This is a genomic window from Pseudomonas sp. Pseu.R1 (genome assembly GCF_045764065.1).
GTDB lineage: Bacteria > Pseudomonadota > Gammaproteobacteria > Pseudomonadales > Pseudomonadaceae > Aquipseudomonas.
Genome location: NZ_JBJGEE020000001.1, coordinates 4,119,842 through 4,135,801, shown reverse-complemented (window position 1 = coordinate 4,135,801; position 15,960 = coordinate 4,119,842). Strand labels below are relative to the sequence as shown.

The following is a 15,960-nucleotide window of genomic DNA, read 5'->3' as shown; positions in this document are numbered from 1 at the left end:
CCGAGGTTCGCATGTCATCTGCCATATCCACTGACGTCCTGATTGTCGGCGGGGGTGTTGCCGGTCTTTGGCTCAACGCCCGCCTGCGTCGGCAGGGCTTTTCGACTGTCGTGGTGGAGAATGCCAGCCTCGGTGGCGGGCAGACCGTCAAGTCTCAGGGGATCATTCATGGCGGCGCCAAGTACGCGCTGCACGGCGCGCTGTCCGGCGCTTCGGAAGCCATCGCTGACATGCCCCGTCGCTGGCGTGAGGCGCTGTCGGGCAAGGGTGAGTTGAACCTGTCGGGCGTGCGTCTGCTGTCCGAAGCGCACTACTTGTGGTCGCCGGGCACGATTGCGGGCAACCTCACCAGCTTCTTCGCCAGCAAGGCGGTGCGCGGACGTGTCGATCAGGTCAAAGGCACTGACCTGCCCCCCGCCCTGCAAGACCCGCGCTTCAAGGGCAAGGTCTATCGCCTGGCTGAGTTGGTGATCGACGTTCCAAGCCTGATCGAGAAACTAGCCGAGCTGGCCGGTGACAGCCTGTTGGCCGGCGAGAAGATCGAGCCGCTGCTGCACGAAGATGAACTGGTCGGTCTGCGAGTCGACGGTCGCGACATTCACGCCCAGCGCGTGGTGTTGAGCGCAGGTGGTGGCACCGCCGAATTGCTTAAAACACTGAACGTCAGCCACCCGGCGATGCAGCGTCGTCCGCTGCACATGGTCATGGTCAAAGGCCCGACACTCAAACCACTCTACGCTCACTGCCTGGGCGGCGGGCCGAAGCCGCGTATCACGGTCACCACTCATCCGGCTGCCGACGGCCAGTGGGTCTGGTACTTGGGCGGTGACATTTCCGAAGCCGAAGGCGTTGCCCGCGAGCCGGCCGAGCAAATCGCGGCGGCGAAAAAGGAACTGACTCAGTTGCTGCCGTGGGTTGATCTCAGCCATGCACAATTCGCCACAATGCGTGTGGACCGCGCCGAACCTCAACAAACCGGCCTCGTGCGCCCGGACAACGCCTTTCTCGATGTGCAGGGCCGCCTGATGGTGGGCTGGCCGACCAAACTCGCGCTGGCCCCGGATTTTGCTGATCGCGTGTTGGCGTCGCTGTCCCGCGATGCCATCCACCCGATTCCGCAGCCAACGTACCCCGACCTGCCCAAGCCGCCGCTGGCCAAACCAGTATGGGACGTACTGCTGCCATGAAGACGCTTCACGATCTGCATCGCCCGCTGGGCAATCTCGGCATTGATGTGTCGCCGATTGGTCTGGGCACCGTCAAGCTGGGCCGGGACCAGGGTGTGAAATACCCCAACGGCTTTACCATTCCCGGCGATGACGAAACGCGCATGTTGCTCAAGCTGGCCCGCGATCTGGGCATCAACCTGATCGACACCGCGCCAGCCTATGGTCGCAGCGAAGAGCGCCTCGGGCCGCTGCTGCGGGGCCAGCGTCATGAGTGGGTCATCGTCAGTAAGGTCGGTGAAGAGTTCGAATCCGGTCAGTCGAGCCATGATTTCAGTGCAGCACACACGCGGATGTCGGTGGAGCGCAGCCTGAAACGTCTGGAAACGGATTTCATCGATCTGGTGCTGGTGCATTCTGACGGCAACGACCTGCACGTTCTTAACGACTGTGAGGTCTATCAGACCCTCGCCGACCTCAAACGCGAAGGCAAGATTCGCGGCATCGGTTTCTCGGGCAAAACCGTTGAAGGCGGTCTGTTGGCGCTGCAAAACGGCGACTGCGCGATGGTCACCTACAACCTCAACGAACAGGCTGAAAAACCGGTGCTCGACTACGCGGCGATGCACAACAAAGGCATCTTGATCAAGAAGGCCCTGGCCAGCGGCCACGTTTGCCTGAGCCCCGGCGTAGACCCCGTGCAGGCCAGTTTCGAGTTACTGTTCGAGCATCCTGGCGTTACCGGTGCTATCGTCGGAACGATCAATCCGTTGCACCTGTCCCACAACGTGGCCACTGCCGCTGCCGTGCTCAACCGCCAGCGCTGATTACGGGCGGCCGACCCCAACGCAAGAAGGAGCCGATATGCCGCGAACCCTGATCCGGAAAAATCCCAGCAACTTCAAAACCCTGCCGCTGTTCGTCGAAGCCACTCCCGAAGGCCTGAGTTATCAGAGCGTCGGGATGCCGCTCAATTTTTCCCAGACCCTGCAACGTCGTCGCAAGATCGAAGTGGAGAACAGCGAACGTTTTTCCACGGAGCTGGCGAACCTGGGGGTCTCGGTTCGCCTGACCCTGACCTGGCAGAACCGGGATTACTGGGTACTGGTGCGACAGCGTCGGCAGGACCGTGGCGATGTGGTGCTGAAACTGATTTCCGGCTACGTCCCGGCCCATGAACTGAATCTGCCGCTGCTGACCGCGATTCAGGAAGTGGCTGAAGAATGCCTGATCGAAACCCCTCAAGGCTGGCTCATTGGCCGCTTCAACGACACCTGGCTGCCAGCGCCTTACGCGGCGGCGTTGCACTATCGCGAGGCGATGCCCTTTCGCCTCAGTCCGCTTTCAGGGGCCGCACGGCCCGTACGCTGCGGCAGCTTGAACCTGCTCGAACGCCCCCGCGCCTATGTCCATCTGCCGACGGCTTCGTTGCAGTTGATCTATGACATGCGTCTGGAAGTGCCAAAAGAGGCGCGCCCGCTGAGCCTGTTTCATGTCGACGAAGCGCTGGAAAATGATGAGTTGGTCGCAAGACTCAATCGCAGCAAACCTGACCTGTATTTGATGCCGCTGGAAAACGGCAAGCCGCTGCCCGAGCTTTACACCCTGAAGAACGACAAGCTATCCCCAGCGGGAACACGCGGGCTGTACCTGGCCGAGAGTTTTGCGGCGCAGGAGGGATGGGTGGTACGAGACGAGCGAATTCGCTGGAAGGACTGGCTGGTGCAGCAGGGGCTGGTGCCGCCAAAAGCGAAGAAGACTGGAATCAAGCGCCGGTTGAAGGTGGGCGCCAAGCAACTGCTGCGCATGGCGCGGCAGAAGTTGCATAAGACATAGCCAGCCCAAACGACGCATACCCCTGTGGGAGCCGGCTTGCTGGCTCCCACAAAGATTCAGCGGCGACTCACTGCCCGCGGATTTTCTCGACGATGGCCGTGGTCGAGCTGTTTTCCACCAGCCCCAGCACCCGCACTTCCCCGCCATACGCCTGAACGATCGGCGCACCGACGACTTGATCAACGGTGTAATCCCCACCTTTGACCAGCACATCCGGCTTGACGTGACTCAGCAGGTTTTCCGGCGTGCCCTCCGGGAAACTGATGACCCAGTCCACGGCACCCAAGCCCGCCAGTACGGCCATGCGGCGGTCGACGCTGTTGATCGGACGGCCCGGTCCTTTGAGGCGGCTGACTGAGGCATCGTCGTTGACGGCGACGATCAAACGATCACCCTGCGCGCTCGCCTGCTCCAGATAGGTCACATGGCCCGCGTGCAGGATGTCGAAACAACCGTTGGTGAACACGATTTTCTCGCCGTGTGCGCGAGCGTCTTCGATGGCCAGCAGCAGTTGGTCCAGGCCCAGCACCCCACGCTCGGATCCTTCGGCGCGCTGGATGGCACGACGCAGTTCCGGAGCACTGATGGCAGCCGTCCCCAGTTTGCCGACGACGATACCCGCCGCGAGGTTGGCCAGTGCTACAGCATGAGGCAATTCCTCGCCCGCAGCGATGGCGGCTGCCAGCGTGGAAATCACGGTGTCACCCGCACCAGTCACATCGAACACTTCACGAGCGCGGGCAGGCAGGTGCAAGGCTTGTTGGTCAGGGCGCAAGAGGGTCATGCCGTGCTCGCCACGGGTGACCAGCAATGCACCGAGTTCCAGTTCGGCCATGAGCTTGGCGCCCTTGGCGACCAACTCCGCCTCGTCAACGCAATGGCCGACAATGGCTTCGAATTCACTGAGGTTCGGGGTGATGATGCTGGCGCCGCGGTAGATCGCGAAGTCCTTGCCCTTCGGGTCGGCGAGTACCGGAATGCCACGATCACGCGCGGCCTTGATCAACACCTGATGGTTCTTAAGCGCGCCTTTGCCGTAGTCGGACAGCACCAGCACCTTGACGCCGTCAAGCAAGGCGTCAACCTCATTGCTCAGCGCAACGGCGTCGGTGGCGAAGGGTTCTTCGAAATCGATGCGCAGCAATTGCTGGTGGCGGCTCATGACCCGCAGTTTGACGATGGTCGGTTGATGCGCGATGCGCTGGAAGCGTGCGGTCACACCGGCGGCCTTGAGACTGTTGCCCAGGCTTTCGGCCGCTTCGTCCTCACCGGTCACGCCAACCAGCGACGCCCTCGCACCCAGCGCGGCGATGTTGAGCGCAACGTTGGCGGCACCGCCCGGACGGTCTTCGATCTGGTCGACCTTGACCACCGGCACCGGGGCTTCAGGGGAAATACGCGAGGTCCCGCCATGCCAATAGCGGTCGAGCATGACGTCGCCCACCACGAGAACTGGTGCCTGATCGAAACGTGGCATGGACAACTTCATCGAACAACCCGCAACTAAGAATGAACAGGGGCCGAATCTTAGCACAGGGTTTGCGAAGGCTTGAAAGCAGAAGGAAAACTCGGTGTAACGGCTTGTGATGAATGACTTGTGGGGAATCCAGATCTTGATATCGACGCTAAAACTGTAGGAGCCGGCTTGCTGGCGAAGGCAGCGCGTCAGTCAAGATAACGTTGACTGATGCACCGCTTTGGCCAGCAAGCCGGCTCCCACAATTATTGACTAACCGAGTGTTAAATCGCCCCGACCGGCGCGGGCTCATCCAGCCCCATGGCGTGCAAGCGGGCGTAGTAGCCATTTTGCGCCAGCAGCTCGGAATGGGTGCCACGCTCGACGATCCGTCCCTGATCCATTACCAGAATCAGGTCGGCGCGCTCGATGGTGGACAGGCGGTGAGCGATCACCAGTGTCGTGCGGCCTTTCATCACGTGATCCAGCGCGGCCTGGATATGGCGCTCGGATTCGGTGTCCAGCGCTGACGTCGCCTCATCGAGGATCAGCAGCGGCGCGTTTTTCAGCAGAGCTCGGGCAATCGCCAACCGCTGGCGCTGACCGCCGGAAAGCAACACACCATTCTCGCCGACCTGCGTGTCGAAACCTTCCGGCAACTGGTCAATGAACTCTTTGGCATAGGCATCGGCAGCGGCGGCTTCGATGTCAGCGCGCGGCGCGCCGGCCAGATCACCGTAGGCGATGTTGTTGGCCACAGAGTCGTTGAATAGCGTCACGTTCTGATTCACCTGAGCGACGTGCTTGCGCAGGTTACGCAGGCGATAGTTCTCGATCTCGACGCCATCGAGCAGAATCTGACCCGATGAATGGTGATAAAAGCGAGGAATCAGGTTGGCCAGTGTCGACTTGCCGCTGCCCGAACGCCCGACCAGCGCGATCATCTGCCCCGGTGCCGCAGTGAAGCTGATGTCCGTCAGCACCTTGCGTTCGGTATCCGGGTACGTGAAGTTCAGATTACGCACTTCCAGATGACCCTTGACCCGCTCCAGCTCAACAGTGCCGGTGTCGACTTCCGGCTCGACATCGAGCTGTTCGAAGATGCTTTCAGCTCCCGCAACGCCCTTCTGGATCGTCGAGCTGACTTCCGAAAGCTGGCGAATCGGCTTGGGCAGAAGACCCGCCGCAGTGATGTAAGCCACCAGATCGCCCGCCGTCGCATCACCGCGCAACCACAACACCAGGAACATCAGCACCGCCATGGCGGTGTAGATCACCAGTTGCAGCATTGGCGTATAGATCGAACCGGTCTTGGTCATGCGCAGCTGTTTATCGGTGTTGCTGGTGCTGGCTTTTTTGAAGCGCTCTTCTTCGTACTTCTCACCGCCAAAGCTGCGAACCACGCGGTAACCCTGAATGGTTTCCGATGCGACATGAGTCACGTCGCCCATCGCCACCTGGATTTTCTTGCTCTGCTTGCGGAATTTCTTGCTCGAGCTGCCCACCATTAACGCGATCAGCGGCAGAATCGCCAGCATCACGATGGTCAGTTTCCAGTTCATCCACACCAGGTAGAAGAACAGAAAGACCACCGTCAGCCCTTCACGAATGACCACTTTGATGGCGTCCGTCGCAGCCCCGGTAACCATGGTGACGTTAAAGGTGATGCGCGAAATCAGATGCCCGGAGTTATGGGTGTCGAAGTAGCGGTTGGGCAGGACCAGCAGTTTGTTGAACAACTCGACGCGCAGGTCGTGAACCAGTCCCAGTGAGACCTTGGCCAGAAAATAGTTGCCCAGATAAGAGCCCAACCCCTGCCAGGCAGCGATCAGCACGATCAGCAACGGCACCGCCTGCAACAGTTGCAGGTCCTTGAGGTACGGGGTGTTGGGAAACAGTGCCGCTTCCGGGTTGGTCAGGCCATCGACGAAATACTTGAGAATCCCCGCCAGCATCGGCTGGGTGGAGGCGAAGATAACGAAGCCGAGGATGCTGAGCAAAAAGATGCCCACGTAAGGCTTCACGTAAGTCAGCAGTCGGAAATAGATTTTCAGGCTGGAGGATTCGCGTTTCTCTGGCGTGCTCATGGTCATCGATACGATAAAAAGAGCCGGAATACTATCACACGGGTTGGGAGTTGGGCCTCAGCCGACCGGCTGAGGTATTATGGCCGCCACTTTCGAAGGAGCCCGCATGCGCGCACTCGCTTACTCTGACTACCAAGCCTTACGCCAAGATGCCGAAGTCATTGAAGCTGACGTCTTCGGAGACAAGGTCCTACGCCTGACCGACGGCAATTTCATGAAGCTTTTCAGGCGCAAGCGACTGATCTCGTCGGCCGCGCTCTTTCCTTATGCGAAGCGCTTTGCCAATAACGCACTGACGTTGCGCAAGCGCGGCATTCCATGCCCGCATGTCCTGGAAACCTACAGAGTCGGCGAAATTGCCCGCGACGTCGTTCACTATCAACCGCTGCCAGGTCTTACCCTGCGCCAACTGATCGCGAAACCGGAGCACTTCAACGACGCAGCACTGCTGCGCAAGTTTGGGCGCTTCGTCGCCGAACTGCACAATCAGGGTATTTATTTCCGGTCGTTGCATCTGGGCAATGTCGTGATGACACCAGAGAACGAATTTGGCCTCATCGACATCGCGGACATGAAGACGCTTCGTCGCCCGCTGCGCAAAAGCCTGTGCCTGCGCAACTTTCAACACATGCGTCGCTACAAGAACGACCATGCATGGCTGCTACGGGAAAAAGGCGACCTCTTCTTCGAGGCCTATATCGAGCACAGTGCCCATCAATGGAAACGCCAAATACTCACAGAGCATCTGGCGTTGGCCGACCAGGTGTAACGCTTAGACGTGCGCCTGCTTCTGTTCTGATTTACCGAGGCACAGCGAAAGCACGAACGGCATCCAGACCACCATCCACATCGCCCGCGCACGCCCAAAAACGGTGAACACGTCGAACTGAACCGCCACTGACGCGAACACCCAGATCATCAGGATTGCCATGCCAAGGCTTTCATGGCGATGGCGCCAGGCGCGATAACCCAGCCACAACCATAGCCAGATCCAGAGCAACGTAAACGGAATACCGTACTGCACAACGGTGTCGAGGATCATGTTGTGGCAGTGGCCGAAAACGGTGCCCCCTACCTCAATCGCGTAGTCGCCACTCAAACCGATACCCAGCCACGGACGTTGCGCGATGAGATTCAGCGCCCCATGGATCAGATCCATACGCTGTGAGTCGCCGCGTTGCAGCAGCGATGGCTCCAGAATGACCAGCAGCACTGCCCCGGCCAATGCGCCAATCGCCAGCAGGCGATAGAGACGATTGCCCCCCAGCACCAGCGCCACGAATGCGACGGCCATCAGAGAAAGCAATGAACCCCTGCTCCCCGTCATGATGACGAAAGCCACCGAACAAGCTTGGAGCAACGCCCACAAGACGCGACCGTTCAAACTTCTTGGCCACCAGGTGCAACTCAACACCAACAGTGCGGCAATGGTGTAACCCGCCGGGTTGGGGTTATCCAGAAAACCACCAAAGCCGTACATGCGATCAATGCCGCGCATCGGGTAGCTGATCAGGCAAGCCAATGAATAGAGGCCACCCAGTGCGCCCCACATGATCATCATGCTCTGCAACGGACGATTGAACGTACGCCCCCAGACAATCCATCCCAGAATCAAGAGCAGGAAAAACAACTCGCGCTTGATGATGGTCAAGTATCGTTCCGCGTCAGTACTCCAACTCAGAGAAATCAACGACCACGTGAACAGCGCCAGAAACAGCCAAAGCTCTCGGCGGTTGAGGACGGTATGGCGAAACTCATGGAAATACCTGACCACCAGATAGAGGCAAGGCACGTATACAAAGGCAGTCATCAGCCAGGAATAGAACTTCATCGTTGGCGTCAGTACGACCCCTGCGACGCTCCAGAACAGACCAAAGGCCAGCAGCATACCGCCAATGCCCAAATGATCCAGAATCGAGCGGACTTGACTGCCACCGCTGGAAACTACGTGTGTTAAGGCCTGCTGACCATGCGACGAACGACTCAACGCGCACCCTTAGGTTTGTTGTGTTTAAAAACGAAGTGCCTGAAGCGCTTCCAGGTCACGCGGTTCCAGCGAAAAACGGGGACACTTGCGAACAGGTCACGGGCAAATTTCTTGTCCACGACGACCGACTCTTTTAGCGCCTTGTTGATGATCGCCAAACGCCCTGACTCATACGCGGGACTTTCCTTGTAAGCGTCAATGACCTTCAAGTCGTAGACCAGTTGGCTCTTGTAGGCGGTCTTGGAAATATTGGTCTCGTGACGACGATAAAGCGTTACACGATCAGGAAGGATGTCGACCTTATAACCCGCCCTCGCGATTTTCAGCGTCATCTGAAAATCCTGGACCTTGATCGTCGGGTCATAACCGCCCACTTTGTCGATCGCGTCACGCCGATACACTGCCACTGGCGCACCGACGGCGTACGCATCCGCGAGAAGCTCTTCGAAGCTCCATCGTTTGATCTGTTTGCTATCGGAGACCTTGTGCTTGATCGGCTTGCCGTTGGAGTCGATATAAATGACCTTGGCGCCGAGCAAACCCACGTCTGCGTGTTCGACCATGTAGGAGATCTGGCGACGCAGACGACCTGCCAGCATCACATCATCCGAGTCATGAGTGATGATGAACTCACCACGAGCGTGACTCAGCGCATGATTGAGCGCGGCACTCACACCCTGGTTGTGCTGCTGATAGAACTGAAAACCATGAACCTTCTGCAACGCTTCGATTTTTTCCGCGCTGCTGTCCGTCGAGCCGTCGTTGACGACGATCAACTCAAAGTTTTCGTAGTCCTGCTGAAGAATGCTCAACAGACACTCTTCGATATAGCGCTCGTGGTTGAAGCAAGGAACCAGAATCGAGACTAAAGGCCATTTCATGTGTGTACTCGGTTCCTGGCTTCTCCGGGTGAGGCGCAGCCGCTCATTATGCGGTTGTCGTCACCGAGACTGCGATCGCCAAACGAAAAAAATGCAAGCAGGAAGGGGGGCACGCATGTCAATTTAATATCATTATTGTTACAAAATAAGCCTTCCATATCAAACCCCTAGCGCCGCCCGCACCTTCTCAATCCAGCTCAATGGCGCCTGTCGGCGCAAAGCAGGTTCAAGTTCCCGAACGATTCGCGCACCGATAGCCGCGAAACTGAACTGCGACACTGCCAGATCACGCCCATTGGCCGCAATACGCGCCGCCAGCGACGGGTCGTCGCGCAACACAGCGAGCTTTTCCCTCAATTGAGGGATATCGCTATAGAACACGACGTTGTGCATGTCTTTCAGGCCCAATGCCCGATTTTCCGCATCACCTTGATCATAGGCAAACAGCACGCATCCGCACGCCATCGCCTCGAAATTCTTGATCATGTATTCGCCCATCCCGACATCGGCACTGACGAAGAAACGGATGCGGTTCAACGTATCGCAATATTCCTCACCCGACTTGGTACGGGTGACGACCAGCTTCTCGACCTGCCCCAATTCGTCGAGCAATGCCTTGCGCCCGCTGTAAGCAACGCTGTTGGTGCTGCCGACGAAAGCCAGTTCGATATCACGCTCGCGCCCTTGCTCGCTCAGCAATGTCTGGTCGTAGCCTTTTGGTACAAAAACGGCGTCGAACCCTTCACCGCGCAGGCGCTCACTGACCACGTAACCGGAGCTGAGGACACGCACCCAAGGCAGCTTGCGGTAGTGCGCACTGAACTTGCCGGTGTACTTGCAGGGAATGTAGTTCTGGTAGGCATCGTGTTCGAGGATCACCAGATTTGGCACCGTACGAATGAAACTTGCCTGCCGAATCTCTTGCTTGAAGCGCAGGAAGAACACAATGCGATCGTACTTCGTGACGTCCACGTGCTGGCGAAAATAGCGGCGCAGGTTACGTTGCTCGTCGGAGCTCAGCCAGCGCAGATCGCATTCGCAGTTGGAGGCAACGCCATCATACAAACGATCCAGAATGGCGCGTTGCTCTTTCTGGACCAGAAATAAAACCTTCATGGGCTTCCCTACTAAACCGATCATTGTCAGCCCGGCCACATCAAGTCCCTGAGCGGGACTCAAGGGCGGTCAGAGCTCTCTGCGCCAGAACAGCTCGTGGCGACGCACAGCCTTTCTGAAAAACTCATTTTCACCCTCGGCGGGCCACTGCCGCGCGGCGAGGATCCTCTGCAACCATCGCCGCACGCGACGTTTGAGCGGGGGGGGCGGCTGCAGGTCGTGCATCATACCCAAGGCCATGGCCTTGTCTCGTTGTTGCTCGGTATTGAGCTCGATACTGTACGGCACCAACGGCTGCGATGGATCAAATACCGGCGGCAAGGCCACACCGCTATACGCATTGCCCATTGGCCAGCGGTCGTTGTCGTGAAGGTGATTGGCATAGCCGAGTATCACGCTCGGCTGCCAGTCCAACCCCTTCAAGGCCTCCAGCACAGCAGCTTGCGAGCAGATGTGATCGGGGTGTGGGTCGATGGTCGCGTGCGGCATGACCAGCACTTGCGGCCTGGCGTGAAGCAGCAGCGCACGCAGGTCGGCGATCAGGTTGTTCCAGGTTGGCGCGCCGTCGACATCGCCGGGCAACGGCAATGTGTTGAACTGACGAAACAGCCGCGTATCGCTCAAATCAGCTTCGCGCGAGGCAATCGGCTGATCGGGCGCGGCCTGCATCGCCGGGAGCTGAAGGCAGAAGTAGCCCAGTTGGATACAGCGGGATTCCGGCACACCAGCCCAACGCGGCACGGTGATGCTGTCCCAGGCGCGCAGTCGACCTTTCGTACGTGCCGCGTCAGCAGGGCTCATGCCCATTTGCTGGTAGTGCTCGGCCTCGATCTCACCAGCAGTCAGAGTGACAATCCAGCTTTCATCGGCCTGGCTGTACAGTCCGAACGCGGCCAGCTCAGCGTCATCGGCATGAGGGGCGATGACCATGACGCGCTGGCGGCGGGCGTCTTCATGCCGGAATGACCACAGCCGCGGCTGGCTCTGAATGCTGCAACGGCGCCCGCGAATACGCAGCGCACCCAACGATGAGGCGAATCCCGTCAGGTTGAGATAACGCAAGCCATCGACACCTCGCTCGAATGCCTGGCTGTCGCGAAGCGCTCCCCCGCTCAACTCGACAGCGGGATCGAGAAAACGCCCCAGCCACGAGCTTTTGATCGACAACGCCAGCACCAATGTTTCATCGCCGTTCAATGCCAGCGGCGAGTCGAACGTCAACGCGTCACCCCGCAGCGCCACACCCGTCACTTCGTGGCTCGTCGGCAATTGATACTGATAGTCATCGCCCGGCGAGTAAAACAGGTGATCGGAAAACCAAGCTTCGTGGGCAACCCAACCCAGCACCGCCAGCAGCAGCGGCAGCCACCAGGCGACCAGCACGCCGACCAGCACCAGCAGCACCAACGCGACCAGCAACGCCATCCGCTTGTTGCGGCGGTGGCGCTTGAGCAATTCCTGTTTACGGCTCAACGCTGAAATACCGGTACGGGGTTGCACCAACGATCCTTGTATTCACGATCGGCGCGACCAAAGGAGAAACGCAGCGCCTTGTTCCGCGCCCGAGCATCTTCCCAGGCGCTTTGTGTGTTGAGGAAGCTCAACACACTGCCGGGGCTGAAGTCGCGGGTTTCGGGGTCAACGCCACCGTTGATGTATTCGACGCTGATCCATTCAGGGGCTTCGACACGGTAGATCAGTTGAATGGCAATCGGCGCATCCTTCAGGAAAATCACCGAGCCGATCAGCAGCTCGCGCAGCAGCTCGATGACGTCTGCCATGCGCTCGGCCCCCGTGGCCGCAAAGCCCCAACGGCGCTGAAACAGGTCGCAGTACATGCGCGCGATGTCGGCGCTGCTGAAGTCAGTGATCGGACGAACGACACCGCCCGCCTCTTCAAGCAGGCGCAATTCGCGACGTTGGTTGTAACGAAATTTCTTGGACAGGTCTTCCGGCGCGCGGGCCATCGCCAGAGATTCGGTCTGCGGCTTGAGCGTGGCGATGCGCCCCTGGCTCAGCTCCGACAGGTAACGCCCGCGATGGCGCAACGGGGCTTGGGCGTCGACAGCAGCAGGCAGAATCAACTCGGCATTGCCCAGATCGAATAGCCCTTTCTTGCCATGGCTTTTCAGCACGTCCTTGGACAGTGCCAGCGAGCGACCCCAGGTCGGGATCGCGGCTTTCAGCTCACCGCCCTGCTGCCAGCCCAGATAACGGACAGGAATTTCGGCCAATGACGCCAGGCGCTCGACCACTTGGGGATGGGTCGCGACACTGCCGCCGAAACGTTGCCAGGCTTGCGTATAGGCAGGCGCGTCAATAGCCGTCCAGCCACGTTCGCGCCAGGCTTGAAAACGATTGAGCATCAGTACTCCGCCGTCAGGTCGTTGACTTGTGGCAAACGCCAAAAGACGTTGCGCACGGCCTCATCGGAGAAGCGCTCATGCAAACGAACCCGCATCATGTCCGCACAGGACTGGCGCTGTTCGGCGTCGAGTCGCGACAGATGAACCAGACCTTGGGCGAGGTGCTCGGCATCACCCAGCGGGAAGAGAATCCCCACGCCTTCGACGACTTCCTTCGCCCCGCCTGCGGCCGTGGCAATCAGCGGCACTCCTGCGACCATGGCCTCCAGCAACACCATGCCGAAGGGTTCGTGATCGGAACTCAGGGCAAACGCGTCGAATGCCTTGTAGTAACGACTGGCCTGCGGCACCTGGCCCATCAGCAGGACGTGCCGACCGATGCCCAGCTCCATCGCCAGCTCTTTGAGGTCCTGCTCCAGACGCCCCTTGCCCAGAATGACCAACTCGCTGTCGGCAGGCAGATTAGGCAACGCCTGCGCGAAACCACGCAGCAAGGTGGCCTGATCCTTGTCCGGGTGCAGGCGGCCGACGTTACCGACGATCCACGCATTCTGGGGCAAACCCAAGGCTTCTCGGGCCTGCTCTCGCGGCAACTGCGTGTCGGCAAGCGCCTGGACGTCGATGCGGTTGTAGAGCGTCTGGATTCGGCCAGTCGGCCATTTCGGCAGGCATTGGCGCATGTCGTCACGCACGGCATCTGATACCCCAAGCAGGCTCAGGCGCATGCGGAAAAGGTGCGCGAACAGCTTGCGGCTGCGGCGCTGATAATCACCAAACGCGTGATGCACGCCGATCACTGGCAAACGGGTGCCCAGCAAAGCGATGTAGATCGGTTTGAAACGATGAGCAATACAGAACGCAAAATTCCGGGATGCGGCGATTTTGCGCAGGTCGCGGATGGCACCCAGCTTAAGGCCACGAATGGCCTTGGAGCTGTATTCCATGAACAGCACTTCATCCGACGCACAGCCTTTGGCGACGTCGGAATCGGCAGCACCGGTCAGAAATACCGTGGTAACCCGGTATCCCTTGCCCGCGAACAGGCTGGCGTATTGACGAGCGCAGTCGAGAAACGGCCCGTCATAGCCGTGACAGAACTGCAACACATGGCGCTCAGCCGAGCGTGTCATAAGCGTCCGCGCCGTCTTTGACCACCAGAATGTCTTCCATGATCAGGTATTGCAGGTCCGAGCCGAAGAACATGTTCAGGGCATCGGTCGGCGAGCAGATCATCGGTTCGCCACGACGGTTCAGCGAGGTGTTCAGCGACACGCCGTTGCCGGTCAGGTTTTCCAGCGCTTTCATCATGTCGTAGTAGCGCGGGTTGTACTCGCGCTTGAGCACTTGGGCACGGGAGGTGCCATCTTCGTGGACGACTTCCGGAACGCGGGTTTTCCACTCTTCTGCCACTTCGAAGGTGAAGGTCATGAACGGCGCAGGGTGATCGATCTTGATCATCTGTGGCGCAACGGTGTCGAGCATCGACGGGCAGAAAGGCCTCCAGCGCTCGCGGAACTTGATCTGGTGGTTGATGCGGTCAGCCACACCTTCCACGCTCGGGCAACCGATAATCGAACGACCGCCCAACGCGCGCGGACCGAACTCCATGCGACCCTGGAACCAGGCCACCGGGTTGCCATCGACCATGATCTTGGCGATCTGCTCCGGCATGTTTTCCAGCTTGCGCCACTTCGGCTGGCTCGGGTGACGGGCGCAGGCCGCGATCACGTCTTCGTTGCTGTACGAAGGGCCGAGGTAGACGTGTTCCATCTTCTCGACCGGCACGCCGCGCTGGTGCGAAACGTAAGCGGCCGCACCTACCGCCGTACCGGCGTCGCCGGACGCCGGTTGTACGAACAGCTCTTTGACTTCAGGACGGGCGATGATTTTCTGGTTCAGTTTGACGTTCAGTGCGCAGCCGCCCGCGAAGGCGATCTTGCCGGTTTCCTTGAGGATGTCACCCAGATAGTGATCCATCATCTGCAGCGCCAGCTTCTCGAACAGCGCCTGCATGCTCGCCGCGTAATGGATGTAAGGCTCGTCGGCGATGTCGCCTTCGCGCTTCGGCCCCAGCCACTCGATCAGCTTCGGCGAAAAGTAGAAGCCTTTGCCCTTCTCTTTATAGCGGCGCAAGCCAATAACGTTGGCGTATTCGGTGTTGATCACCAGCTCGCCGTTTTCAAAGCTGGCCAGACGCGAGAAGTCGTACTTGCTGGCGTCGCCATACGGCGCCATGCCCATGACTTTGAATTCGCCGTCGAGCATTTCGAAACCGAGGAATTCGGTAATCGCGCCGTACAGGCCGCCCAAAGAATCCGGGTCGTAGAATTCTTTGATCTTGTGGATCTTGCCGTTTTCGCCGTAGCCGAAGAATGTGGTGGCGTACTCACCCTTGCCATCGATGCCCAGAATCGCGGTTTTCTCTTTGAAACCCGAGCAGTGGTAGGCACTGGAGGCGTGAGCCAAGTGGTGCTCGACCGGCTCGATCTTGATCTTCTTCGGATCGAAGCCCAGTTGCTCAAGGCACCAGACGATCTTGTTGCGATAGCGCTTGTAGCGACGGTTGCCCATCAGGATCGCGTCAAGGGCGCGGTCCGGGGCATACCAGTAACGTTTGGCGTAGTGCCAGCGAGCTTCACCGAACAGGCTGATCGGGGCGAATGGAATGGCCACGACGTCGACATCGGAGGGCTTGATGCCTGCTTGTTCGAGGCAGAACTTCGCAGACTCATACGGCATGCGGTTCTTTGCGTGCTTGTCGCGCACGAAGCGTTCTTCTTCGGCCGCCGCGATCAACTTGCCGTCGATGTACAGGGCTGCGGAAGGATCATGGCTAAGGGCGCCGGACAGGCCAAGGATCGTCAATGCCACTGGGGGTTAGCCTCTCAAGTCTGCAACAGGCGTCGTGCGCCTGATCAATAAGGTGTGCCCGGCGCATGGGCGGCGGGCAGCTAAAGGGCGGGATTATAGCGTAATGAAACGGGATATGGCGCTGAGCAAATAATCGGCACCATGCAATACATATCTACCCCCTGGCCCCTGATCAGTCGTGATTGATTGAACCC

Annotated in this window: 13 protein-coding genes; 4 read left to right on the top strand and 9 right to left on the bottom strand. The window is 59.2% G+C overall.

Features of this window, described 5'->3' with window-relative positions; translation table 11 throughout:
- Positions 1-11: 11 nt before the first annotated feature.
- The 3 genes from ACI5GA_RS19015 to ACI5GA_RS19005 are packed head-to-tail and all read left to right on the top strand — an operon-like array spanning position 12 to position 3,002.
- A complete protein-coding gene (locus tag ACI5GA_RS19015) occupies positions 12-1,187 on the top strand; it encodes an NAD(P)/FAD-dependent oxidoreductase (protein WP_421423823.1) in 1,176 nt (391 codons plus the stop codon).
- Complete coding sequence (locus ACI5GA_RS19010; protein WP_421423822.1) at positions 1,184-1,993, top strand: aldo/keto reductase; 810 nt, start codon at positions 1,184-1,186, stop codon at positions 1,991-1,993. The genes ACI5GA_RS19015 and ACI5GA_RS19010 overlap by 4 nt, the downstream gene beginning before the upstream one ends.
- 37 nt (positions 1,994-2,030) lie before the next feature.
- A complete protein-coding gene (locus ACI5GA_RS19005; protein ID WP_404636421.1) occupies positions 2,031-3,002 on the top strand; it encodes a metal ABC transporter ATPase in 972 nt (323 codons plus the stop codon).
- Between the two features lie 67 nt (positions 3,003-3,069).
- On the opposite strand, the gene hldE is transcribed toward ACI5GA_RS19005, so the two are convergent.
- Entirely contained in the window at positions 3,070-4,491 is a 1,422-nt protein-coding gene (gene hldE, locus ACI5GA_RS19000; RefSeq protein WP_421423820.1) for a bifunctional D-glycero-beta-D-manno-heptose-7-phosphate kinase/D-glycero-beta-D-manno-heptose 1-phosphate adenylyltransferase HldE, read from the bottom strand.
- Positions 4,492-4,742: 251 nt separating this feature from the next.
- On the bottom strand, positions 4,743-6,545 hold the full coding sequence (gene msbA, locus ACI5GA_RS18995; protein ID WP_404636419.1) for a lipid A export permease/ATP-binding protein MsbA: 1,803 nt from the start codon (positions 6,543-6,545) through the stop codon (positions 4,743-4,745).
- A gap of 106 nt (positions 6,546-6,651) precedes the next feature.
- On the opposite strand from msbA, the gene ACI5GA_RS18990 reads away from it, so the two are divergent.
- Positions 6,652-7,314 carry a toluene tolerance protein gene (locus ACI5GA_RS18990; protein ID WP_421423818.1) on the top strand — a complete coding sequence of 221 codons (663 nt, stop codon included), beginning with the start codon at positions 6,652-6,654 and terminating at the stop codon, positions 7,312-7,314.
- 3 nt (positions 7,315-7,317) lie between these two features.
- On the opposite strand, the gene ACI5GA_RS18985 is transcribed toward ACI5GA_RS18990, so the two are convergent.
- From ACI5GA_RS18985 to ACI5GA_RS18955, 7 genes are all read right to left on the bottom strand, one after another.
- Positions 7,318-8,532 (bottom strand): O-antigen ligase family protein, encoded by a 1,215-nt coding sequence (locus ACI5GA_RS18985; RefSeq protein WP_421423817.1) that lies wholly within the window; start codon positions 8,530-8,532, stop codon positions 7,318-7,320.
- Positions 8,529-9,413, bottom strand: a complete 885-nt coding sequence (locus ACI5GA_RS18980; RefSeq protein ID WP_421423816.1) for a glycosyltransferase family 2 protein — start codon at positions 9,411-9,413, stop codon at positions 8,529-8,531. Before ACI5GA_RS18980 ends, ACI5GA_RS18985 begins: the two co-directional genes overlap by 4 nt.
- Before the next feature lie 159 nt (positions 9,414-9,572).
- Positions 9,573-10,529: a glycosyltransferase gene (locus tag ACI5GA_RS18975; RefSeq protein WP_421423814.1), complete on the bottom strand. Its 957-nt coding sequence runs from the start codon at positions 10,527-10,529 to the stop codon at positions 9,573-9,575.
- A 69-nt stretch (positions 10,530-10,598) separates the two neighbouring features.
- On the bottom strand, positions 10,599-12,002 hold the full coding sequence (locus ACI5GA_RS18970; protein WP_404636556.1) for a PIG-L deacetylase family protein: 1,404 nt from the start codon (positions 12,000-12,002) through the stop codon (positions 10,599-10,601).
- Positions 11,999-12,895, bottom strand: coding sequence for an antimicrobial resistance protein Mig-14 (locus ACI5GA_RS18965; RefSeq protein WP_421423813.1), 897 nt, complete (start codon positions 12,893-12,895; stop codon positions 11,999-12,001). Before ACI5GA_RS18965 ends, ACI5GA_RS18970 begins: the two co-directional genes overlap by 4 nt.
- Positions 12,895-14,025, bottom strand: coding sequence for a glycosyltransferase (locus tag ACI5GA_RS18960; RefSeq protein ID WP_421423811.1), 1,131 nt, complete (start codon positions 14,023-14,025; stop codon positions 12,895-12,897). The genes ACI5GA_RS18965 and ACI5GA_RS18960 overlap by 1 nt, the downstream gene beginning before the upstream one ends.
- On the bottom strand, positions 14,009-15,766 hold the full coding sequence (locus tag ACI5GA_RS18955; RefSeq protein ID WP_404636413.1) for a carbamoyltransferase family protein: 1,758 nt from the start codon (positions 15,764-15,766) through the stop codon (positions 14,009-14,011). Before ACI5GA_RS18955 ends, ACI5GA_RS18960 begins: the two co-directional genes overlap by 17 nt.
- Positions 15,767-15,960: the final 194 nt, after the last annotated feature.